Annotated in this window: 19 protein-coding genes; 12 read left to right on the forward strand and 7 right to left on the reverse strand. The window is 65.0% G+C overall.

The features are described 5' to 3' along the window. The first annotated feature begins 157 nt into the window (after positions 1-157). From EBB56_RS20315 to EBB56_RS20335, 5 genes are read left to right on the forward strand one after another with little or no spacing between them, the layout of a single operon-like run. On the forward strand, positions 158-970 hold the full coding sequence (locus EBB56_RS20315; RefSeq protein WP_124805182.1) for an SDR family oxidoreductase: 813 nt from the start codon (positions 158-160) through the stop codon (positions 968-970). Then, positions 967-2,298 carry an NAD(P)/FAD-dependent oxidoreductase gene (locus EBB56_RS20320; RefSeq protein WP_124805183.1) on the forward strand — a complete coding sequence of 444 codons (1,332 nt, stop codon included), beginning with the start codon at positions 967-969 and terminating at the stop codon, positions 2,296-2,298. The genes EBB56_RS20315 and EBB56_RS20320 overlap by 4 nt, the downstream gene beginning before the upstream one ends. Next, positions 2,295-3,104 carry a DUF1365 domain-containing protein gene (locus EBB56_RS20325; RefSeq protein WP_124805184.1) on the forward strand — a complete coding sequence of 270 codons (810 nt, stop codon included), beginning with the start codon at positions 2,295-2,297 and terminating at the stop codon, positions 3,102-3,104. Before EBB56_RS20320 ends, EBB56_RS20325 begins: the two co-directional genes overlap by 4 nt. Next, positions 3,101-4,369: a cyclopropane-fatty-acyl-phospholipid synthase family protein gene (locus tag EBB56_RS20330; protein ID WP_124805185.1), complete on the forward strand. Its 1,269-nt coding sequence runs from the start codon at positions 3,101-3,103 to the stop codon at positions 4,367-4,369. The genes EBB56_RS20325 and EBB56_RS20330 overlap by 4 nt, the downstream gene beginning before the upstream one ends. A gap of 11 nt (positions 4,370-4,380) precedes the next feature. Further along, positions 4,381-4,881 (forward strand): DUF2878 family protein, encoded by a 501-nt coding sequence (locus EBB56_RS20335; protein ID WP_124805186.1) that lies wholly within the window; start codon positions 4,381-4,383, stop codon positions 4,879-4,881. 19 nt (positions 4,882-4,900) lie between these two features. Here the strand turns inward: EBB56_RS20335 and EBB56_RS20340 are convergent, their stop codons facing one another. After that, positions 4,901-6,757, reverse strand: coding sequence for a bifunctional diguanylate cyclase/phosphodiesterase (locus EBB56_RS20340; RefSeq protein ID WP_108449188.1), 1,857 nt, complete (start codon positions 6,755-6,757; stop codon positions 4,901-4,903). A gap of 222 nt (positions 6,758-6,979) precedes the next feature. Here EBB56_RS20340 and fabA point away from each other — a divergent pair, with 222 nt between their 5' ends. The 4 genes from fabA (at position 6,980) to EBB56_RS20360 (ending at position 10,425) form a co-directional block, all read left to right on the forward strand. After that, positions 6,980-7,495, forward strand: coding sequence for a 3-hydroxyacyl-[acyl-carrier-protein] dehydratase FabA (gene fabA, locus EBB56_RS20345; RefSeq protein WP_045990827.1), 516 nt, complete (start codon positions 6,980-6,982; stop codon positions 7,493-7,495). Positions 7,496-7,508: 13 nt separating this feature from the next. Further along, on the forward strand, positions 7,509-8,726 hold the full coding sequence (fabB, locus tag EBB56_RS20350; RefSeq protein WP_045990828.1) for a beta-ketoacyl-ACP synthase I: 1,218 nt from the start codon (positions 7,509-7,511) through the stop codon (positions 8,724-8,726). A gap of 292 nt (positions 8,727-9,018) precedes the next feature. After that, positions 9,019-9,774, forward strand: a complete 756-nt coding sequence (locus EBB56_RS20355; RefSeq protein WP_045990829.1) for a M48 family metallopeptidase — start codon at positions 9,019-9,021, stop codon at positions 9,772-9,774. Positions 9,775-9,861: 87 nt separating this feature from the next. Continuing rightward, complete coding sequence (locus EBB56_RS20360; protein ID WP_052704180.1) at positions 9,862-10,425, forward strand: PH domain-containing protein; 564 nt, start codon at positions 9,862-9,864, stop codon at positions 10,423-10,425. Between the two features lie 72 nt (positions 10,426-10,497). Here the strand turns inward: EBB56_RS20360 and EBB56_RS20365 are convergent, their stop codons facing one another. From EBB56_RS20365 to EBB56_RS20375, 3 genes are all read right to left on the reverse strand, one after another. After that, positions 10,498-11,253, reverse strand: coding sequence for a 1-acyl-sn-glycerol-3-phosphate acyltransferase (locus EBB56_RS20365; protein ID WP_045990830.1), 756 nt, complete (start codon positions 11,251-11,253; stop codon positions 10,498-10,500). After that, positions 11,250-12,146 (reverse strand): sugar nucleotide-binding protein, encoded by an 897-nt coding sequence (locus EBB56_RS20370; RefSeq protein ID WP_045990831.1) that lies wholly within the window; start codon positions 12,144-12,146, stop codon positions 11,250-11,252. Before EBB56_RS20370 ends, EBB56_RS20365 begins: the two co-directional genes overlap by 4 nt. A 235-nt stretch (positions 12,147-12,381) precedes the next feature. Next, entirely contained in the window at positions 12,382-13,155 is a 774-nt protein-coding gene (locus EBB56_RS20375; protein ID WP_045990832.1) for a sulfite exporter TauE/SafE family protein, read from the reverse strand. 204 nt (positions 13,156-13,359) lie between these two features. Between EBB56_RS20375 and EBB56_RS20380 the strand changes: the two genes are divergently transcribed. Together EBB56_RS20380 and nadE are read left to right on the forward strand one after the other, a co-directional pair. Beyond that, positions 13,360-13,884 carry a CinA family protein gene (locus EBB56_RS20380; RefSeq protein ID WP_045990833.1) on the forward strand — a complete coding sequence of 175 codons (525 nt, stop codon included), beginning with the start codon at positions 13,360-13,362 and terminating at the stop codon, positions 13,882-13,884. Positions 13,885-13,910: 26 nt separating this feature from the next. Next, positions 13,911-14,741: an ammonia-dependent NAD(+) synthetase gene (gene nadE, locus EBB56_RS20385; protein ID WP_045990834.1), complete on the forward strand. Its 831-nt coding sequence runs from the start codon at positions 13,911-13,913 to the stop codon at positions 14,739-14,741. Between the two features lie 193 nt (positions 14,742-14,934). Here the strand turns inward: nadE and ssb are convergent, their stop codons facing one another. Both ssb and EBB56_RS20395 read right to left on the reverse strand, forming a co-directional pair. Continuing rightward, positions 14,935-15,600 carry a single-stranded DNA-binding protein gene (gene ssb / locus EBB56_RS20390; RefSeq protein WP_045990835.1) on the reverse strand — a complete coding sequence of 222 codons (666 nt, stop codon included), beginning with the start codon at positions 15,598-15,600 and terminating at the stop codon, positions 14,935-14,937. Positions 15,601-15,855: 255 nt separating this feature from the next. Further along, positions 15,856-17,241, reverse strand: a complete 1,386-nt coding sequence (locus EBB56_RS20395; protein WP_124805187.1) for an MFS transporter — start codon at positions 17,239-17,241, stop codon at positions 15,856-15,858. 184 nt (positions 17,242-17,425) lie between these two features. Here EBB56_RS20395 and uvrA point away from each other — a divergent pair, with 184 nt between their 5' ends. Further along, complete coding sequence (gene uvrA / locus EBB56_RS20400) at positions 17,426-20,296, forward strand: excinuclease ABC subunit UvrA (protein WP_124805188.1); 2,871 nt, start codon at positions 17,426-17,428, stop codon at positions 20,294-20,296. A 162-nt stretch (positions 20,297-20,458) separates the two neighbouring features. Here the strand turns inward: uvrA and EBB56_RS20405 are convergent, their stop codons facing one another. Further along, on the reverse strand, positions 20,459-21,034 hold the full coding sequence (locus tag EBB56_RS20405) for a lysozyme inhibitor LprI family protein (protein WP_124805189.1): 576 nt from the start codon (positions 21,032-21,034) through the stop codon (positions 20,459-20,461). Positions 21,035-21,275: the final 241 nt, after the last annotated feature.

Below are 21,275 nucleotides of genomic sequence, written 5' to 3' on the forward strand. Positions count from 1 at the left end.
TGGACGGCGCCGATACGTAGCTGACAGCAGGCCCAGAATTCTGATCCGACCTTGTACAACAAGAGTGAGTCTCGACAAGCGTGAATCGCAGCGAGCTTGAATCGAGCCCACAGCAAGCTCAGACAGCAAGGCCGCACCGCAAAAGGAGCGACAGTAGATGGCACGCGACCCCAACCCTCAGCGCATCTGGCTGACCGGCGCCACCTCCGGCATCGGCGAGGCACTGGCACGACGCCTGCTCGACGATGGCCATCGCGTCGCCCTGACTTCGCGCGGCAAGGCTGGCCTCGAACGACTGGCCAAGGATCACGAGAATGCCATGCCGGTCCCCGCCGACATCACCGACCGCGCGTCGATGCAGGAGGCCGCCGCACGCATCGACGAGGCCTTCGACGGCCTCGACATGGTGATCTTCAACGCCGGGACCTGCGTCTACCTCGACGGCGGCCGCGTCGACACCACCCTGGTTCGCGACAACTTCGAACCCAACTTCTTCGGCACCATCCATGGCATCGAGGTGGCTCTGCCGCTGTTGCACAAGGCCCGACGCCAGGGTGCCCGCCCGCAGATCGTGGCGACGTCCAGTGCTTCGGCCTATCTGGCGCTTCCGCGTGCCGAAGCCTACGGCGCGTCCAAGGCGGCACTGAGCTACTTTCTCGAGTCGCTGCGACTCGACCTGGCCCATCAAGGCATCGACGTCAGCGTCATCCACCCCGGCTTCGTCAAGACGCCGTTGACCGAACGCAACGACTTCCCCATGCCCATGGCGGTCACGCCGGAACAGGCGGCCAAGGCGATCTTCGAAGGACTGTCGGCACGCCGACGGGACATCCACTTCCCGCGGCGCTTCACCTACCTGGTCAAGTTCATGGGCATCCTGCCCCTGCGGCTGAGGATCGCCCTGGGCAAGCGCCTGGTCAGGCGCGAAGACGATGACGCTTCCACCCCCCACAAGGAACGCAACCAATGACTCGCCTTCAACCGCCGTTCGAGGCCCAGCGCATCGCGGTGATCGGTGGGGGTATCAGCGGCCTGGCCGCCGCCCGCTACTTGAGCGCGCGTCACCAGGTGACGCTGTTCGAGGCCGCCGACCGGCTGGGGGGACACACCGCTACCGTGGATGTCAGCCTGGACGGGCGGGACTACGCCATCGATACCGGCTTCATCGTCTTCAACGACCGCACCTATCCGCACTTCCAGCGCCTGCTGGCACACCTCGGGGTGAACGCTCAGGCCACCGAGATGAGTTTCTCGGTGCATCGCACCGACCGCGACTTCGAGTACAACGGCCACACCCTGACCTCGCTGTTTGCCCAGCGTCGCAACCTGCTGCGCCCTGCGTTCTATCGCCTGCTGGGCGAGATCCTGCGCTTCAACCGACTGGCCATCGCCGATCTGGCGCGACCGGGCCAGGATACGTCCAGCGATGCCCTGCTGATGCCCCTTGGCGACTATCTCGATGGCCATGGCTTCAGCGACGACTTTCAGCGCCACTACCTGCTGCCCATGGGGGGCGCCATCTGGTCGGCCAGCCTGGCCGATATCCGCGCCTTTCCCACGCGCTTTTTCCTGCGCTTCTTCCACCACCATGGGCTGCTGTCGGTCAACGACAGGCCCCAGTGGTACACCGTGGAAGGGGGATCGCGCGGCTATATCGATGCCATGGTGGCGCCCTACGCCGACGCCATCCGCCTGGCAACGCCGGTGCGCGGTATTCGTCGGGAACACGACGGCGTGGTGCTGCGCACCGATGCAGGCGAGGAACGCTTCGACCAACTGGTGCTGGCCTGCCACGCCGACCAGGCGCTCGGGCTGCTCGATGACCCCAGCCACGCCGAACGCGAGGTGCTGTCGGCGTTGCCCTACGCCGACAACGAGGTGGTACTGCACACCGATACACGCCTGCTGCCGCGCCGTCGACGCGCCTGGGCCAGCTGGAACTATCGCCTCGACGGCCGCGGCGACGCTGACCGGGTCTCGGTCACCTACGACATGAATATCCTCCAGCGCCTGAGCGCACCGCACACCTTCTGCGTGACCCTGAACGACGCCGACAGCATCGACCCGGCCAAGGTGCTCGGGCGCTTTCGCTACGCCCATCCCCAGTTCACGGCCCAGGGTAGCCTGGCCCAGGCGCGTCATGCCGAGATCTCCTCTGCGGCGTTGCGTACTCACTTCTGTGGCGCCTACTGGCGCAACGGCTTTCACGAGGATGGCGTGTGGAGCGCGCTGCGGGTGGCAAAGGCGCTGGGCTGCGAGGAAAGCGACCATGAGCGGCTGGAGGCGGTGGCACCATGATCGCCAAACCGCGTTCGCGGATCTACCGCGGCACCCTGCGCCATCGGCGCTTTCTGCCGCGCCCCCACGAGTTTGCCTATCGCGTATGGATGGCCTGGCTCGACCTGGAGGAGCTGCCAGAACTGTTCGACCGGGTGCCCGGCTTCAGTGCCCGCAGGCCGGCGCTGGCCCGCTTCAGGCGCGAGGATTACCTGCCGGCACGGGGCAGCGAGATAGCCCTGGCCGACGCCGCCCGGGCCGAGGTCCGCGAGCGCTTGGGCCAGGCGCCCCAGGGCCGCGTCTGCCTGCTGACCCAGCTTGGCTCTCCTTGGGTGTCGTTCAATCCCATCTCGCTCTACTACCTCTACCACGAACCCGACGCCGAGGGACGCGAGCGTCTGGGCGCGATACTCGGTGAAGTCACCAATACCCCCTGGCGCGAGCGCACCCGTTACGCTGCCGCGGTAGACCCCGAGCGTCACAGCCACCGCGCTGAGTTCGACAAGGACCTGCACGTATCGCCCTTTCTGCCCATGGGCATGACCTACCACTGGCGCTTCAACAGCCCAGGGCGTGAGCTCGCCATGCACATGGAGACCTGGCGGGATGGCCAGCGCCACTTCGATGCCACCCTGACCCTGGCAGGCCGGCCGGCTACCCGACCGGCGCTGCTCGCCGGCCTTGCGCGGCAACCCTGGATGGCCACCAAGACCCTGGCGGCCATCTACTGGGAGGCAATCAAGCTGTGGCTCAAGGGCGTCCCGCTGCACGATCACCCACCGCCGGCCGAAGGCCTCTCATCCAGATCCGAGGAGACTCCGTCTTGACCACACTCAGGAGCGAACAAGGCGTCACCATCAGCCGACGCGGCGACAGGCTCAGCCACTGGCTCAAGCCTCGGGTGCTGGCGCAATTGGGCCAACTGCGCCACGGCAGCATCACCCTTGTCGACGGCCATGAGCGCCATCAGCTTGGGGAACAGGGGGAACTGAGCGTAACCCTGGTGGTACGCCGCAGTCGGGTGTGGAAGCGCATGGCGCTGGGCGGCACCCTGGGGGCGGCAGAAGCCTACATGGACGGTGACTGGGACGTGGACGATCTGGTCGGACTGGTGCGTCTGTTTGCGCGCAACATCGACCGGGTCAATGACGATGTGGAAGGCGGCCTGGCCGGCCTGGGACGCGCCCTGCTGTCCACGCTGCTGCGTCTGCAGCGCAATACCCGCAAGGGCTCCCGGCGCCATATTGCGGCCCACTACGACATCGGCAATGACCTGTTCGCGACCTTTCTGGACCGTGAACACTGGATGTACTCCAGTGCCATCTTCCCCTCCCCGGAGGCTACCCTCGAGCAGGCCTCGACCCACAAGCTCGATGTCATGCTCGACAAGCTGGACGTCAGGCCTCACCACCACCTGCTGGAGATCGGCAGCGGCTGGGGCGGACTCGCGATCCATGCCGCCCGTACCCGCGGCTGCCGGGTGACCACCACCACCATCTCCCGCGAGCAATACGAGCATACCGCTCGCCGTCTGGCCGAGGAGGGACTCGAGGACAAGGTCACCCTGCTCAACAAGGACTACCGCGAACTTAGCGGGCGCTATGACCGGCTGATTTCGGTGGAGATGGTGGAGGCGGTCGGCGCCGACTACCTGCCGCGCTACCTCAAGACCCTGGACCAGTTGCTGGCGCCCCAGGGGCTGGCGTTGCTGCAGGCCATCACCGTACGTGACCAGCGCTATGAAGCCGCGCGCAGAGAGATGGACTTCATCAAGCGCTACATCTTTCCCGGTGGTTTTCTGCCATCGCCCACGGTACTGCTGCAGAACCTGACGAAACACACCTCGATGAACCTTGTCGATCTGGATGATATCGGCCCGCACTACGCCCGCACCCTGCGTGAGTGGCGCCAGCGTTTCGAGGCGAGCCTCGATCAGGTCGGCAAGCTGGGCTACGACGAGCGCTTTGTGCGGATGTGGCGCTACTACCTGGGCTACTGCGAGGCGGGTTTCGCGGAGCGCACCATCAGCACCTGCCACCTGTTGCTGGCCAAGCCCGATGCGCGGCCGCGAACTCGGCTCGGCAAGCCGTGATCAGGGGACCGATGCCCCCCCGCTGGCAGGCCTCGCTGCTCAATGTGGCGGGCTTCCAGCTGGGCTGGTTCGGCTGTGTGCTGATGGGCGCCTGGGCCGGCGGAGCCATTGCCCTGGCGGTGATCGTGGCGCACCTGCGCTGGCTGGCCAAGCCCGGAGAATGGCGCTGGTTGCTGGGGTTTCTGCTGGCTGGGGTCGTGATCGATGGCTCGCTGGCGGCGTTGGGCGGCTATCGCTTCGACCCGCAGAGCCCGAGCCTCGGTCCGCTGGCGTTGTGGCTTCTATGGCTGTGGCCGCTGTTCGCCACCCTGATTCATCACTCGCTGGAGTGGCTATGGGCGCGCCCCTGGCTCGCCGCCCTCGGCGGCCTGATCGGCGGCCCCTCGTCCTACCTGGGCGGCGCGGCATTGGCGGGCGTCGAGCTGGCCGACTGGCTGCTGCCGGCCCAGGCACTGATCTGGGCCTCGCTGTGCCTGGTCATCGGCATCGGCCTGCGTCGACGCTCAGGCTGAACAAGGGCTAGAGGCGCCATCAGGCCACCGCCTGACGGGTATTGGCCTCTTGACGGGTAGCGCTTTCCCGCCACAGGGCTTCGAGCTCGTGGGCCGGCATCGGCCGGGCGTAGAAGTACCCCTGCACCTCATCACAACCGGCCTGGCGCAGGTAGTCGCGCTGTTCTGCGGTTTCGACGCCCTCGGCCAGTATCTCCAGTGACAACCCTCGCGCCATCGCCGTAACCGCGTTGACGATGGCCGCATCGGCGCTGTCTCCCGGCAGCGCCTTGATGAAGGCACGATCCAGCTTGAGCTTGTCCAGCGGCAACTCCTTGAGATAGCCCAGCGACGAATAGCCGGTACCGAAGTCGTCGAGGGCGATGCGATGGCCCAGGTCACGCAATCGCTCCAGTCGCGGCACGATATCGCCGCCACGATCGTCCAGCAGCACCGACTCGGTCAGCTCGAGCCCCAGCCACTGGGACGCCACGTCATGGCGCGCGCGGCCGGCGGCCAGGGTCTTCTCCAGGTCGCCCTGGAACAGCTGCATCGCCGAGATGTTGATCCACACCGGCAGCGGCGATAGCCCCCTCGAGCGCCAGTGGGCGAGCTGGGTCAAGGCCTGATGAATCACCCAGTCACCCAGCGGCGCCATCAGTCCATGACGCTCCGCCAGGGGGATGAACTCCGCCGGGGAGATCATCCCGTCGCGGGGATGTCGCCAGCGCAGCAAGGCCTCCATGCCGATCATGGCGTCATCGGCGAGGCGATGTTGCGGCTGGTAGTGAAGCTCCAGCTGTCCTCCCTGGGCCAGGGCTTCCCGCAGGTCATTGAGCAGCGTCAGATTGGGACCGTCACCGACGTCCAGGGCAGGCCGAAAGCGCTGGCAGCAATTACCGCCATGGCGGCGGGCGGACGCCAGCGCCGCCTCCATGCGCTGAAACAGCACGCCATCATCGTTGCCGTCTTCCGGGGCACGACAGCTGCCGATGGTAATGCCGAGCCTCAAGGTGCTGCCGTCGATCTCGAACGGCTCCCCCAGATGGCTCCTCAAGCCCTCGACCCAGCGCTCGTGATCGTCGTAGGTAGTGGTACGCAGGACCATGAATTCGTCCCCGCCCAGCCGCCCGACCACACCGCCGGCCACATGCCCGGCCAGGCGCTTGCCGAAACGTGCCAGCAATCGATCACCGGCGCTGACACCGAGGCCGTCGTTGATCTCCTTGAAACCATCGATATCGATCAGCGCCAGATCCAGGCACTCACCGGCACGCAGATGACGCAGACGCGAGGCCAGCAATTCATGAAGACGGAAACGGTTGGGCAGCCCGGTCAGCGGATCCTCCCGACCGATCCGCCTGAGGTCCTGCTCCCGGGCCTTGCGCAGCGAGATATCGGTAAAGGTGGCGATATGGTGCTCGGCGCGGCCATGGGGGTCGGTGATCACCTGGACCTCCAGCCACATGGGGTACTCGCTGCCATCCTTGCGTCGCTGCCACAGCTCGCCTTCCCAGCGACCGGCGCTGATCAGCGCCTGCCAGAAGCGCTCGAAGAAGGCGCTGTCATGGCGCGCCGCCGCCAGGTTGCTGGCGCTGAGGCCGGCCACCTCGGACAGCTCGAACCCCGAGAGCTCGGTAAACGCCGGGTTGACCGCCTGGATACGGTGCTGATCGTCGGTGATCATCACCGCCTCACCCGACTGTCGCATCACCTGCTCGGTCAACCGCGAGCGACGCTGCTCGAGCTTCACCTGACGCCAGCCGTCCCACATGGCCACCGCCATCAGCAACAGCGCACCGAGCCTGAGCGAGACGCTCGGCAGCCACAGGACGGCTGACATCGCCGAGAGCCCGAGCCAGATCAGCGGGCGATTGAAAGATAACCGAGGCCACATGGTCGAATTGGACTCCCGCGATAGAGAACGCGAAAAAAGTGTGCTGTCGTTATCGGCGCTTTGCCCGGAATCTGTAGTGTCAAAGCAGACTTTCTGTCTACCACGACCATGATCGAAGGCCCACGGGGTGCATTCAGCCCCCACGAACAGTAGACTAGGCAGGCCGCATGGCGGCAGATTGCCGTGCGCGGCGTACATCACTTCGACTCTCGGAACGCTCCAGTGACCAAGCAACACTCTTTTGATCGCGATGAACTGCTGGCTTGCAGCCGCGGTGAGCTGTTCGGCCCGGGCAATGCCCAGCTGCCGGCCCCCAACATGCTGATGCTCGACCGCATCACGCGCATTTACGAAGAGGGTGGCGAGTACGGAAAGGGCGAACTGATCGCCGAGCTCGATATCCGCCCTGACCTGTGGTTCTTCGATTGCCACTTTCCGGGCGACCCCGTCATGCCCGGCTGCCTCGGCCTCGATGCCATGTGGCAGCTGGTGGGCTTCTACCTCGGTTGGCTCGGTCACCCCGGACGCGGCCGGGCGCTGGGCTGCGGCGAGGTCAAGTTCAGCGGGCAGATCATGCCTGACGCCCAGAAGGTCACCTACCGCATCAATATCAAGCGCGTCATCACCCGCCGCCTGATTCTGGGCATGGCGGACGGCACCGTTTCCGTCGATGGCCGCGATATCTATCAGGCCAACGACCTGCGTGTCGGCCTGTTCACCTCCACCGCGAATTTCTGATCAGGAGGCTCCCATGCGACGAGTGGTAGTCACCGGTCTGGGCATCGTGTCGTGCCTGGGCAATGACCGGCAACAGGTACTCGAGGCACTCAAGAACGGCCAGTCCGGCATTCGTTTCAAGGAAGAATACGCCGAGCGTGGCTTCCGCAGCCACGTCGCCGGCGTGGTCGACATCGACCTGGACGAACTGGTGGACCGCAAGCTGCGCCGCTTCATGGGTGACGCTGCGGCCTACGCCTATGTCTCCATGGCCCAGGCCATCGAGGATTCCGGCCTCACGCCCGAGCAGGTGTCCAACGAACGTACCGGCTTGATCGCCGGGTCCGGCGGCGCCTCCAGCGCCAACCAGGTGGAGGCCGCCGACGTGATGCGCGAGAAGGGTCTGCGCCGTGTGGGCCCCTACCGGGTCACCCGCACCATGGGCAGCACCGTCTCGGCCTGTCTGGCGACCCCGTTCAAGATCAAGGGCGTGAACTACTCCATCTCTTCTGCCTGCGCCACCTCTGCCCACTGTATCGGTTCCGCCATGGAACAGATCCAGCTCGGCAAGCAGGACGTGGTATTCGCCGGCGGCGGCGAGGAGGAGCACTGGACGCTGTCGTGCCTGTTCGACGCCATGGGTGCGCTGTCGACCAGCTACAACGACGACCCGCAGACCGCCTCTCGCCCCTATGACAAGAGCCGCGACGGCTTCGTCATCGCCGGCGGCGGCGGCATGCTGGTGCTTGAAGAGCTCGAGCACGCCAAGGCTCGCGGCGCCAAGATCTACGCCGAGGTGGTCGGCTACGGCGCCACCTCCGACGGCAAGGACATGGTCGCGCCGTCAGGTGAAGGCGCCATTCGCTGCATGCGCCAGGCCATGGCCAGCGTCGACGGCGACATCGACTACATCAACACCCACGGCACCTCCACGCCGGTGGGCGATGTGGCCGAGCTCAAGGCGGTGCGCGAGGTCTTCGGCGACAGCACCCCGGCGATGAGTTCCACCAAGTCTCTGACCGGGCATTCCCTGGGCGCCACCGGCGTGCAGGAAGCGATCTACTCGCTGTTGATGATGGAGAACGACTTCATCGCCGCCTCGGCCAACGTCAGCGACCTGGACGACGAGGCCCAGGGCTTCGATATCGTCACCAGCCGCCGTGATGGCGTGAAGCTGGATCGCGTACTGTCCAACAGCTTCGGCTTTGGCGGTACCAATGCCTGTCTGGTGCTGCAGCGCTTCAACGACTGATCCAGCCCGGCCAGGTAATAACACGACGGCGCCCCTCGGGGCGCCGTCGTTGTTTGTGGATTGCGCTATTCCCACTACCAGGGAGAGCAAGACGATATTGCTGACAAAGTGTTGTCTGAAAAACACGAAAAATGGGTAGGTTTGTTGCGCTGCAATAGCGCGTGCTACAACTCCGAACACGGTCAGCTTGCGCTCCAGAAACTCCCGTCGCGATCCTGCGCGCGCAACCGCCGATCAGGACCTTGTCCTGCAGGAACCATCCCGACTCCCTCTTTCATCAAGGATGATGAGCATGAACCTACGCCTTACGCTTTCTGTCGCCGTGCTTGGCTGCACCACCCTGCTGACCGGCTGCGAGAACATGTCCACCGACAGCATGATCAACACCGGGCTCGCCGGCTTCAACGCCGCCACCATCAGCGACGCCGAGGTCAAGGCCATGTCTGACCAGAGCTGCCAGCAGATGGACAGCCAATCCGTCCTGGCGTCGCCCGACTCTGAGTATGCACAGCGCCTGGAACGCATTGCCGACCGCCTGGGCCACCAGATCGAAGGCACCCCGGTCAACTACAAGGTCTACATGACCGACGACATCAACGCCTGGGCCATGGCCAACGGCTGCGTGCGTGTCTACAGCGGGCTGATGGACATGATGAACGACAACGAGATCGAGGGTGTGCTGGGTCATGAACTGGGTCACGTGGCTCTGGGGCATAGCCGCAAGGCCATGCAGACGGCCTACGCCACCTCGATCGCCAGAGACGCCATGGCGGCATCCGGCAACAGCGCGATGGCGACCCTGTCAGACTCTCAACTGGGTGACCTGAGCGAGAAGTTCATCAACGCCCAATTCTCCCAGAGTCAGGAAAGCGACGCCGACAACTTCTCCTTTGATCTACTGACCGAGCGAGACATTCCTCGCGAGGGCCTGATGACCGGCTTCCAGAAGTTCGCCGAGCTCGACGGCGGCGAAAGCAGCCTGATGTCGTCACACCCGGGTTCCAAGGAACGCGCCGACAATATCCGCGAGCGCCTGGCCAACGGCTAGGACTGGCGATACGTGGCAGCTTCAGCCCTTGCATGCTCGGAGCTGCCACACTCGCTTGGCCCGCACCAACGACAAAAGGAGAAAACCATGAGCGACAGCACCTCGAATGAAAGCGTTATCGCAACGCTGAAGCCTTCGATTCTGGCGGGAGTGGGTTCGCTGATAGTTGGATTTTTGCTCGCATCGATTGGAACGTTATTCGCAAAGCAAATCTGGCGATTTTTTTATGACATCTACATCGGCATATACTACGGAGACCCATTGTTTCCTCTGAAAGAATCACATGTTGTTATTGCGCTTTGGGCGATCTGTCTTATTATCCCCATCTGCAAGATCATTGGCTTGGCCAACACCAAGTTTGATATCACACCGCGCCGAGTCTACTACTATCACGGCGTCTTGAATCGCCGCGTGGATCAGTTGGAGATCGCACGCATCCGCGACCTGTCGACATCAGAGCCTTTGCTGCTCAGGCTCTTTGGTTTGGGCAACCTGATACTGCTGACGGCAGACCGGACCCATCCGCAACAACTTATTCCCGGCATCAGGGACGTTCACGGCATGCGAGAGCGTGTACATGACCTGAGCGTTGCCGAAAGACAGCGGACAGGCTATCAGGAGATGGAAAACACCACCGAAGCGACGGCTTGACCGCCTTTTCTTTCGGCGATCGGCGATGATGCCGAGCGCCCCAAGACCGGCCCCAGTGGGGCCGGATCGCGTTCAGCGACTGACACTGCGCGCCAGTTCTTCGGGCGCGGGCCTCGGCACGCTGGAGATCTCTTCCAGGCGCGCCTCGATCCAGGCTTCGGTCTCGACCAGCACCTCTTCAGGGGTGCGTCCTTCGGTGGCGATAGGCTCGCCCACCACCAGCGAGATGCGGCCAGGCCGCTTGATCCAGTCACGCCCCGGCCAGCATTCGCCGGCGTTGTGGGCCACCGGCACCACCGGCACCCCGGCGCGGCAGGCGATCACCGCCCCACTCTTGTTGTAGCGGCGACGCTTGCCTGGCTCTACCCGGGTTCCCTCGGGAAAGATCAGCACCGACAACCCCTCCTTGAGCCGCTGGCCTCCCTGGCTCAGTACCTGGCGCATGGCCCGGGCAGGCTTGGAGCGGTCCAGGGCGATGGGGTGCAACAGGCGCAGCCCCCAGCCAAAGATCGGAAAGTTCAACAGTTCCTTCTTGAGCACCGTGCACACCGGAGGCTTGAGCAACTGCAGGTAGACGGTTTCCCACTCGCACTGGTGATTGGACAGGATCACCACCGGCCCATCGGGCAGTTTTTCACGCCCCTTCATCTCGTAGCGCACCCCGCACACCAGGCTGAACCAGGCGATGATGAAGTGGTTGTAGAGGTTGAGCAGCCGATAGCGCGAGCGCAGTGGCAGCAGCGGCGCCGGCGGCAGAAACAGCAAGCCACACACCAGCATCGCGGCAAAATAGCCAATATAGAAGATCACGCTGCGCAGCAGATTCATGCGTCCTTCCCCTGACTCGTCGCCTGGCAGGCCACGTCTTCCCGCGCTCGACACCAGGTGTCGAGCATGCGACCCACCTCGAGCCGCCAGGGTTTCTGGTGTACCCCGAACACTTCCAGCACCCGGCGACAGTTGAGCACCCGGCGCAGCGGCTGATCATGGTGGTGGCTGAGCGCCTTCACCTCGCCCAGCGCGATATTTTCGCCCTGGCCTTCCAGACGCGTGCCCAACTGGGTGCGCACCATGCACACGAAGGTATAGGCGCTGACCGGCTCTACCCCGGCCAGATGGTAGCTACCCCAGGCATTGGCGCCGCAGGACTGCTGCTGCAGCATGCCGATCAGCGCCATGGCCACGGCATCAGCGGACGTCGGGCACAGGGTCACGTCGGTCTCGGCGGGCACGGTGCCACCATCGATCAGGGTATCGAGCAGTTCGCCGAGCCAGGCGTGGCTACCCTCCAGGGCGAACATGGGACCGACCCGCACGATCAGGTGCTCGGGGCACTCGGCACGGATGCGGTCGCCCGTCGCCACCAGCCGGCGCAGCCCCTCGTCCCGGGGGGCCGGAATCACGTGCTCGTCGATGGGCGAATCGTGGCCATCCTCGTAGAGCTGGTCACAGACGCACCACACCAGCGGTATGCCAACGTCACGGCACGCCTCCATGCAGGCCTCGACCGCCTCGGCGTGTTCGACCACCGCAGCGGGCGGCACGCTGAAGGGGCGCGACAAGGGGGGAATGATCAGCGCGTCCGGCGCCAGCGTACGCAGCGCTTCAGGATCCACGCGGGTCGCGGGATCGATCACCAGCTCGGTATCACCGCGCCGATTGCTTTCCCGCGCCAGGGCCAGGGACAGACAATGCCCGGCGTCCAGAATCAGCAGCTTCACGACGACTCCTCGTCCATGAGAGCGCCGCACGAGACTCGTACGACGCCCTGGCGTTACGGCCGGTGTCCAGACGCTGCGACAGGAATAGCGGCGAGAACCGCCACTCGCACATCACGCCCGAGGACACCAAAGGGCCATATTCTACACCAACTGCTCATCGATCAGCGCCCCTCTTGGAGGTAGCAGACTCTCGCCATCCATCGAGGTGGAAACGTCTGGCTGCCGGTTGGCGCGATCAGCCGACGCTGGTCGCAAGGCCCACCAGGCTGACCGCCACCAGCACCACCCCGAGCACCCGGAAGAACACCTCGGAGCGAGCACCGAGCAGCGCCTGGTGGACTCGCTCGCCGAGTACATGGCCCACCATGGCGCAGGGCAACAGCCACAGGTGATGCTCGAGCTGCAGGTCCACTCCGGCGATGATGAAGGACACCATCTTGATCACCACCAGGATGAACCACAGCACAAACAGGGTGTCGCGCAACTGGTGCTTGGCCACATGGGAAGCGAATACCGCGACGATCAGCGGAGCGCCGATCAGCGATGCTCCGCTGACGTAGCCGCCCAGCGCCAGCAGCACCACGTCCACCGTCTTGCTGCGGCTACGAAAGGGGCGATTGAGGGCGTAGCTGGCGCCGTAGACGATCACGATCACGAAGATCACCGCCGTCATCAGCTCAGCCGGCAGGGTCAAGAGGCCGACCACCCCGATCAGCTTGGGCACGATCATGATCGCCAGCGCGCGCTTCAAGTAGCGCCAGTCGATATTGCTGTCGCCGGTATTGCCGGTCTGCTGGATCTGACGATGGCCGCGCCAGGCGATCCAGCTCGAGAAGATCAACAGATGCACCGCCACCAGCGGCAGGAACACCAGTGGCTCATCGAGCACCAGCAGCAGGAAGGGCAGCGCCAGCACCGCCCCACCGAACCCCAGACTGGAGCGCACGAAACCGCTCCAGCAGAAGATCAGCCCGATCAACGCGTACTGGTACCACAACAGATCCTGCATCCGCCGCTCCCTCTGGATCACCACTAAAATTATTTGTCTGCTTATCACTTTAGCCTGTCTGGCTGCACGGCAACATAAGACATCAGTGGAGATAGAGAGGCATCCGTCTCGCAAGGAGTGGGTTGGAAGACCCGGCCTTCAGCCCCTATGCTGAATTTGCCAAAACGAGCATTTCCCACTCTCATCATCGCAGGAGAGCACGCCATGGAATGGCTGGAAGATCTTGTCGACTACCTGACCGAGCACGACATCAAGCTGGCCACCGCGGAGTCCTGCACCGCCGGTCTGATCGCCTCGGAACTGGCCCGCGTACCTGGCAGCGGCCAGGTCATCGACAGCGGACTGGCCGTCTACTCGCCTGAGGCCAAGAACCGCTACCTCGGGATCCCCTTCGAGACCATCTCGCGCTACGGCCTGACCGGCGAGGAGATCACCCGGGAGATGGTGCTGGGCACCCTGAACAACTCCAACGCCAAGCTGGCGATCGCCAACACCGGCATCGCCGGCCCAGGCGAACCCGAGGATGGACCGCCCAAGGGCACGGTGTGCCTGGGCTGGGGTTTTCGCTACGAGGACAAGATCTACGTGATCACCACCACCGAGCATTTCGACGGGGATCGCAACGAGGTCCGCCTGGCGGCGGCCCATCATGCCCTCAAACGGGTGTGTGACTGGCACCGCGACATTCGCGACGGCAAGCTCGCGCCCTACTGGCGTGAGCACGACTGACACCCCAATCCCGCAAGGAGGCACGGATGACCCACGACGATATCGACCAGTTGCAGCGCATCATCGCGCGTGAACTCGAAGTCCAGCCCGGGGCGGACATCAGGGATGAAATTCAGCGGCGCCAGGCGTTTCTGATCGACCAGCTTCACACCACCGGCCAGCACTGCCTGGTGCTCGGCATCAGTGGCGGCGTGGACTCGACCAGCGCCGGCCTGCTGGCCCAGCGGGCGGTCGAGGCGGCGCGGGAGCGACTGCCCGAAGCACGCTTCATCGCCATGCGCCTGCCCTATGGCGAGCAGCAGGATGATGACGACGCCTGGCAGGCGCTGGACGCCATCCAGCCGGACGAGTGCCTGACGGTCAATATCAAGCCGGCCAGCGACGCCATGCTGGAAGCGCTGGAGCAGGCAGGCCTTGAGTTTCGCGACCAGGCCCACCGCGACTTCGTGATGGGCAATATCAAGGCGCGCCAGCGGATGATCGCCCAGTACGCCGTGGCCGGCGCTCAAGGAGGCCTGGTCATCGGCACCGACCAGGCCGCCGAGGCAGTGATGGGCTTCTACACCAAGCACGGTGACGGCGCCTGCGACCTGGTGCCCCTGGCCGGCCTGACCAAGGGCCAGGTCCGCGACATGGCTGCACAACTGGGCGCCCCGGATACCCTGGTCAACAAGGTGCCGACGGCGGACCTGGAGTCACTGCGCCCGCAATTGAGCGACGAGGAAGCCCTCGGCGTCAGCTACGCCGCCATCGACCGCTTCCTCACCGGCGAGAGTGTCGCCCCCGAGGACGCCGAGCGCATCATCGCCACCTGGCGGCGCACCGCCCACAAGCGTGCCATGCCCAGGACGCCCTGATACCCCGGGCACTTGAGGCGAAGCGCCTTGGCCGAAGAGAGACGCTGCAAGAGAAAGAGGCACTTGGCGAGAAGAGGCACTGCACTGAACAGGCGCTGACCAAAAAAGAAGACCCGAAACGCAAGGAGGCCCTGCCGATGCAGGGCCTCCTTGGTTTGCTAATGACGCCATTTGATGGCATCCACAACGGGGCTTAGAACGGGATCTCGTCGTCGAAGTCGTCGAAGTTGCCCGGGTCCGGTGCGCCGAAGCCGCCCTTCTGACCACCGCCCTGGTTGGGCGCCTGCTGGGGCGGACGGTTCTGCTGAGCGCCACCCTGCTGACCGCCGCCAAAGTTGCCGCCCTGCTGGGGCTGGCCGCCACCGAAGTTGCCACCCTGCTGGGGCTGGCCACCACCGAAGTTGCCACCCTGCTGGGGCTGACCACCACCGAAGTTGCCACCGCCCTGCTGGGGCTGACCACCGCCGAAGTTGCCGCCGCCCTGAGGGCCGCCGCCAAAGCCGCCACCCTGGCCGCCTTCACCGCGACCATCGAGCATCTGCATGTCGTTGGCGACGATCTCGGTGGAGTAGCGATCCTGGCCGTTCTGGTCCTGCCACTTGCGGGTCTGCAGGCGGCCTTCGATGTACAGCTTCGAGCCCTTCTTGAGGTACTGCTGGGAAATCTCGGCCAGCTTGTTGAACATCACCACCCGGTGCCATTCGGTGCGTTCCTGGCGCTGGCCGCTCTGGCGGTCCATCCAGGTATCGGTGGTCGCGAGGTTCAGGTTGGCCACGGCGGTGCCGGACGGTGTAAAGCGTACCTCCGGATCCTGGCCGAGGTTGCCGATGAGGATGACCTTGTTGACGCCACGGGCCATGGTTGACTCCTTGATGCAGACAATGGGCGCCGGGCCGGCGGGCAGGATAGCTGCCACGCCCCCGGTGACAATCGGTCGGCGTCGATCGGTCGACGCCACAAAAGCGGATGTCGCTACTATACGCGAGATCGAGACGATTCGCCGCCGTGAAGAACGGCTCGGCACTCGAGCGCAGACAGTGTGCGGCGACGTGATGTCGCGACAAGGTGCCGACACTATCTACCGCGACTATCTGCCGCGGTTATCTACCGCTACCTAGGAGCGCTGGGTCGAAGAACGGGTCAGCCGCGCCAGCGCCTCGGTGTCCAGGGTGGCGCGATCCACCTTCAGGTAGGCCAGCCGCTCTTCTGGCACCACCAGGACGTCCTCGACCCCGGCGACGGCGGCAAAGCGCGCCATCAGGTTGTCCAGGGTATCGCTCTCGTGCTCGTCGGCCAGGGCCACCACCTCGCTGGACAGGTGGCGCGGCGCGCGCATGCCGAGCATCAGCACGAACCAGCCAAATCCCAGTAGTGCTGCCCCCAGGAACACCGCCGACAGCCCGAACTGCTGGGCCAGGAAGCCGCCCATCACGCCACCGAGGAAGGCCCCCAGGAACTGGCTGGTGGAATAGACCCCCATGGCCGTGCCCTTGGCCCCGGCCGGTGCCAGCTTGCTGATCATCGACGGCAGGGTGGCCTCGAGCAGGTTGAAGGCGGTAAAGAAGGCCAACAGCCAGGCGCCCAGGGCTACCAGGCCCGAACCGGCGAGGCCCAGCCCGACAAGACTCAGGGTGATGGTGGCGATGGCGCCGAGGCACATCAGCTTCATCTTGCGCTTCTTCTCGGCCACGATCACCAGCGGCACCATGGCGACGAAGGACAGCCCCATCACCACCAGGTAGACCAGGCCATGGCGGGCTTCGACGACACCGGCATCGACCAGCTTGAACGGCACGGCGGTGAAGATCGCCATCAGGATCAGGTGCAGGCTGAAGATGGAGGCGTCCATGCGCCACAGATCCATGCGCCCGAGGATGCTGGCGAGCTGCCCGCGATCGAGGCCGACGTCACGATGGCCGCGCCGGCGCGGCGCCGGCGGCACCAGTTTCCACAGCACCAGCATCCCCAGCGCCGCCAGCAGGGCGGTGAAGTAGAACACCCCGGCCAGGCCAAAGTGGCTGGCCACCAGCGGGCCGAGCACCATGGCGACGCCAAAGGCCACGCCGATCGACAGACCGATGGTCGCCATGGCGGCGGTGCGAACCTGCTCGCGGGTCTGGTCGGCCAGAAGCGCCATGATGGCGGCGGCCACCGCACCGCTGCCCTGCAGACTGCGACCGACAATCATCATGGCGATGGAGTCCGCCTGGGCGGCGACCACGCTGCCGATCAGAAACAGCCCCAAGCCAGCAGCAATCACCGGCTTGCGCCCGATGCGATCCGACAGCAGACCGAAGGGAATCTGCAGTACCGCCTGGGTCAGGCCATAGACGCCGAGCGCCAGCCCCACCAGCAGAGGGGTGGCCCCGACCAGGTGGTCGGCGTTGAGGGCGAGTACGGGCAACACCATGAACAGCCCGAGCATGCGTGTGGCGTAGAGCCCCGCCAGACCGACGATGGCGCGCCGCTCGGAGGCTAACAAGAGTCTGGCCTTGGACATGAACGAATTCCGGCTTGAGAGCGGGGAGAGAGCCCCGAAGGTGGACCGCATATTCTAGCGCCTGGGGGCGATCCAGAAAATGCCGACACTCGAGTCATTTCACAAGCGTCTTTTCACCGGTGGCTTTGCCGGCCGGGCGACCGGCCACGTATAATCGACCTTTTGCCGCGTCTTCGAGGTGGGAATGGACAAGATTCTGGTCAGGGGTGCCCGCACCCACAACCTCAAGCAGATCGACGTCGAACTACCCCGTGACAAGCTGATCGTGGTCACCGGGCTGTCTGGCTCCGGCAAGTCGTCGCTGGCCTTCGATACCCTCTACGCCGAGGGGCAGCGCCGCTACGTGGAGTCGCTGTCCACCTATGCGCGCCAGTTTCTGTCGATGATGGAAAAGCCCGACGTGGACCATATCGAGGGGCTGTCGCCGGCGATCTCCATCGAGCAGAAGTCCACCTCCCACAATCCGCGCTCCACCGTCGGCACCATCACCGAGATCTACGATTACCTGCGCCTGCTGTTCGCCCGTGCCGGCACCCCGCGCTGCCCGGAACACGGCGAGGACCTCGAGGCCCAGACCATCTCGCAGATGGTCGACCAGGTGATGGCGCTGCCGGAAGGCAGCAAGCTGATGCTGCTGGCCCCGGTGGTCAGCGGACGCAAGGGCGAGCACCTGCAGCTGCTGGCGGAGCTGCGCTCCCAGGGCTTTGTGCGCGCCATGGTCGACGGCCAGGTGCTGGAACTCGACGACGTGCGCCCGCTGGACAAGAACCGCAAGCACGACATCAGCGTGGTGGTGGACCGCATCAAGGTGCGCGAAGGCCTCGAGCAGCGCCTGGCGGAATCCTTCGAGACCGCCCTGGGTCTGGCCGACGGTACCGCCATGGTCCACTTCATGGACGGTGAACAGGACGACATGGCGTTCTCGGCACGCTTCGCCTGTCCGGTCTGCGGCTACTCCATCGCCGAACTCGAACCGCGGATGTTCTCGTTCAACAACCCGGCCGGCGCCTGCCCCACCTGCGATGGCCTGGGGGTGCAGCAGTTCTTCGACCCGGAAAAGCTGATCAGTCACCCGGAGCTGTCCCTGGCGGAAGGCGTGATCAAGGGCTGGGACCGGCGCAGCGTCTACTACTTCAACCAGCTGAAGTCGGTGGCCGAGCACTACCGCTTCACCCTCGAAACCCCGTGGCAGGATCTGGCCCGTCACGAGCGCGAGGTGATCCTCAACGGCAGCGGCAAGGACGACATCGCCTTCAGCTACGTCAATGATCGCGGCAAGAAGGTCTCCCGCGAGCATCCCTTCGAGGGCGTGCTGCCGAACATGCAGCGCCGCTACCGCGAGACCGAGTCGAGCATGGTCCGCGAGGAACTCGCCCGCTATATCGCGGTGCAGCCCTGCCGCACCTGCGAGGGCTCGCGCCTGCGCAAGGAAGCCCGCCACGTGTTCGTCGACGACACCACCCTGCCCGAGGTGGTGCGCCTGCCGATCGGCGACGCCCAGCGCTACTTCAGTGAACTCAGCCTGCCTGGCCGGCGCGGCGAGATCGCCGAGAAGATCCTCAACGAGATCTCGGCCCGACTCGAGTTTCTGGTCAACGTCGGCCTCGACTACCTCAACCTGGAGCGCAGCGCCGAGACCCTGTCCGGTGGCGAGGCCCAGCGCATCCGCCTGGCCAGCCAGATCGGTGCCGGCCTGGTGGGCGTGATGTACATCCTCGACGAGCCCTCCATCGGCCTGCACCAGCGCGACAACGACCGCCTGCTGCAGACCCTGGAACGCCTGCGCGACCTGGGTAACACGGTTATCGTGGTCGAACACGACGAGGACGCGATTCGTGCCGCCGACCACGTCCTCGACATCGGCCCCGGCGCCGGTGTCCATGGCGGCGAGATCGTCGCCGAGGGCACCCCGGAGGAGGTCATGGCCAACCCGGCCTCGCTGACCGGTCAGTACCTGTCCGGTACCCGCGCCATCGAGGTACCGCCCTGGCGCATCCCCGGCAACCCGGAAAAGATGCTCAAGCTCACCGGCGCCTCGGGCAACAACCTCCAGGACGTCACCCTGGAGCTGCCGCTGGGGCTGTTCGTGTGCGTCACCGGGGTGTCCGGCTCGGGCAAGTCGACCTTGATCAACTCGACCCTGATGCCGATCGCCGCGCGCGAGCTGAACAAGGCCACTACCCTGACGCCGTCGCCCTACACCGGCATCGAGGGGCTCGATCAGCTCGACAAGATCATCGACATCGACCAGAGCCCGATCGGCCGCACGCCGCGCTCCAACCCGGCGACCTACACCGGCATCTTCACCCCCATTCGTGAACTGTTCGCCGGCACCCAGGAGGCGCGCTCACGCGGCTACAAGCCCGGCCGCTTCTCGTTCAACGTCAAGGGCGGGCGCTGCGAGGCGTGTCAGGGCGAGGGCATGATCAAGGTAGAAATGCACTTCCTGCCGGATATCTATGTGCCCTGCGACGTGTGCAAGGGCAAGCGCTACAACCGCGAGACCCTGGATATCCACTACAAGGGCAAGACCATCGATGAGGTGCTGGAGATGACCGTGGAGGAGGCGCTGGAGTTCTTCAGCCCGGTGCCCGCCATCGCCCGTCGTCTGCAGACCCTGGTCGACGTGGGCCTGACCTACATCCGCCTGGGCCAGAGCGCCACCACCCTGTCCGGCGGCGAGGCCCAGCGGGTCAAGCTGGCCCGGGAGCTGGCCAAGCGCGATACCGGCAAGACCCTGTACATCCTCGACGAGCCCACCACCGGCCTGCACTTCGAGGACATCCGCCAGCTGCTGACGGTCCTGCACCGGCTGCGCGACCACGGCAACACCGTGGTGGTCATCGAGCACAACCTTGACGTGATCAAGACCGCCGACTGGCTGATCGACCTGGGCCCGGAGGGCGGGTCCGGCGGTGGACGCATCATCGCCGAGGGCACCCCGGAACAGCTCGCCGAGATGGAGGTCTCCCACACCGGGCGCTTCCTCAAGCCGCTGCTCAAACGCGCCGCCCCCACCTCGCGCAAGGGCGACAAGGAAACCGCGACCGCCTGAGGCCCGCGGGTGGAACGCGTGTAGCCGCAGCGACAATCGAAAGCAGCGATGAAAGAAGCAGCGAAAGGGGAAGGCCAAGGCCTTCCCCTTTTCTGTTCCTGATGGTTCGCTCTTTGTTTCACACAGAAGCGCGAGGACACAGCAGCGTCAGCCACACCCTACCTAAAGGCTGCTCTCGTGCAGGATGCCCTTCAAGGCAAGCGCCCGCCGGGCGGTCTGTTCAAGCTGACAGGCGGCCGCGACGACGCTGCGGATGGTGCCATCCTGATAGCGGGCATAGGCGTAGCCGCACTCGGCGTCGCGAAAGGTGATCCAGGCGCGCTGCACGTCCCTTAGCGCGTCCACCCGGGAGATACCCACGTCAGGATTCCCCTCGTCCTGCTCGCGCATCAGCGCGCGCAGCTCCTGGTACTGGGCGTTGAGCAGTTCATCCCAGACCCGGGTCTCCTGGGCCAGGCAATCGACGATACCCAGGGTCGTGGCCTCGCCCGGGGTCTGCTGGCAGGCGTCGGCGGCGAGTCCGATGCAGTCACCCACCGCCCCCTGGCCCATCTGTACAAAGCAGTCGCGCACCTCGGCGGCGTCGACCGTGGGCGCCGCACTGTTCCCCACCTCGGCCAATGATGACGTCTGGACAGCCTCCTTGCCCGCTTCTCCCGGATCGCCCGGCGTCTGCGCCACGGCGATGACTGGCGATAGCACCAGCATCGACAACAGTCTCTGCCACGTCCTTTGCATGCCTTTCCCCCGATACCTTGTCCCTGACTGACAGCATAGGGGACGCCACGCCGTGCGGACACACAGCCCTGGCGCTTATGTCATCGCTGCCCCTGGAGGCCAAGCCTCTGGTGCCGGCCCAGCGTATCCGGCCGGTGAACACACCTTCCGTTGAGCTCCGACTTCGATGACGGTAGGTGTCCACCTATTGCTTAGTGGACACCTACGATGAGTGAGTTAAGCGTACTGGAGGCGCCTCGAA

This window comes from Halomonas sp. YLB-10, from assembly GCF_003856855.1.
GTDB classification, from domain to species: Bacteria; Pseudomonadota; Gammaproteobacteria; order Pseudomonadales; family Halomonadaceae; genus Halomonas; species Halomonas litopenaei.

Bases quoted from the DNA above. Each gene is read 5' to 3' on its own strand.
- EBB56_RS20315 (WP_124805182.1), top strand. From the start codon at position 158: ATGGCACGCGACCCCAACCCTCAGCGCATCTGGCTGACCGGCGCCACC.
- EBB56_RS20320 (WP_124805183.1), top strand. From the start codon at position 967: ATGACTCGCCTTCAACCGCCGTTCGAGGCCCAGCGCATCGCGGTGATC.
- EBB56_RS20325 (WP_124805184.1), top strand. From the start codon at position 2,295: ATGATCGCCAAACCGCGTTCGCGGATCTACCGCGGCACCCTGCGCCAT.
- EBB56_RS20335 (WP_124805186.1), top strand. From the start codon at position 4,381: ATGCCCCCCCGCTGGCAGGCCTCGCTGCTCAATGTGGCGGGCTTCCAG.
- EBB56_RS20340 (WP_108449188.1), bottom strand. From the start codon at position 6,757: ATGTGGCCTCGGTTATCTTTCAATCGCCCGCTGATCTGGCTCGGGCTC.
- fabB (WP_045990828.1), top strand. From the start codon at position 7,509: ATGCGACGAGTGGTAGTCACCGGTCTGGGCATCGTGTCGTGCCTGGGC.
- EBB56_RS20355 (WP_045990829.1), top strand. From the start codon at position 9,019: ATGAACCTACGCCTTACGCTTTCTGTCGCCGTGCTTGGCTGCACCACC.
- EBB56_RS20360 (WP_052704180.1), top strand. From the start codon at position 9,862: ATGAGCGACAGCACCTCGAATGAAAGCGTTATCGCAACGCTGAAGCCT.
- EBB56_RS20365 (WP_045990830.1), bottom strand. From the start codon at position 11,253: ATGAATCTGCTGCGCAGCGTGATCTTCTATATTGGCTATTTTGCCGCG.
- EBB56_RS20375 (WP_045990832.1), bottom strand. From the start codon at position 13,155: ATGCAGGATCTGTTGTGGTACCAGTACGCGTTGATCGGGCTGATCTTC.
- EBB56_RS20380 (WP_045990833.1), top strand. From the start codon at position 13,360: ATGGAATGGCTGGAAGATCTTGTCGACTACCTGACCGAGCACGACATC.
- nadE (WP_045990834.1), top strand. From the start codon at position 13,911: ATGACCCACGACGATATCGACCAGTTGCAGCGCATCATCGCGCGTGAA.
- ssb (WP_045990835.1), bottom strand. From the start codon at position 15,600: ATGGCCCGTGGCGTCAACAAGGTCATCCTCATCGGCAACCTCGGCCAG.
- EBB56_RS20395 (WP_124805187.1), bottom strand. From the start codon at position 17,241: ATGTCCAAGGCCAGACTCTTGTTAGCCTCCGAGCGGCGCGCCATCGTC.
- uvrA (WP_124805188.1), top strand. From the start codon at position 17,426: ATGGACAAGATTCTGGTCAGGGGTGCCCGCACCCACAACCTCAAGCAG.
- EBB56_RS20405 (WP_124805189.1), bottom strand. From the start codon at position 21,034: ATGCAAAGGACGTGGCAGAGACTGTTGTCGATGCTGGTGCTATCGCCA.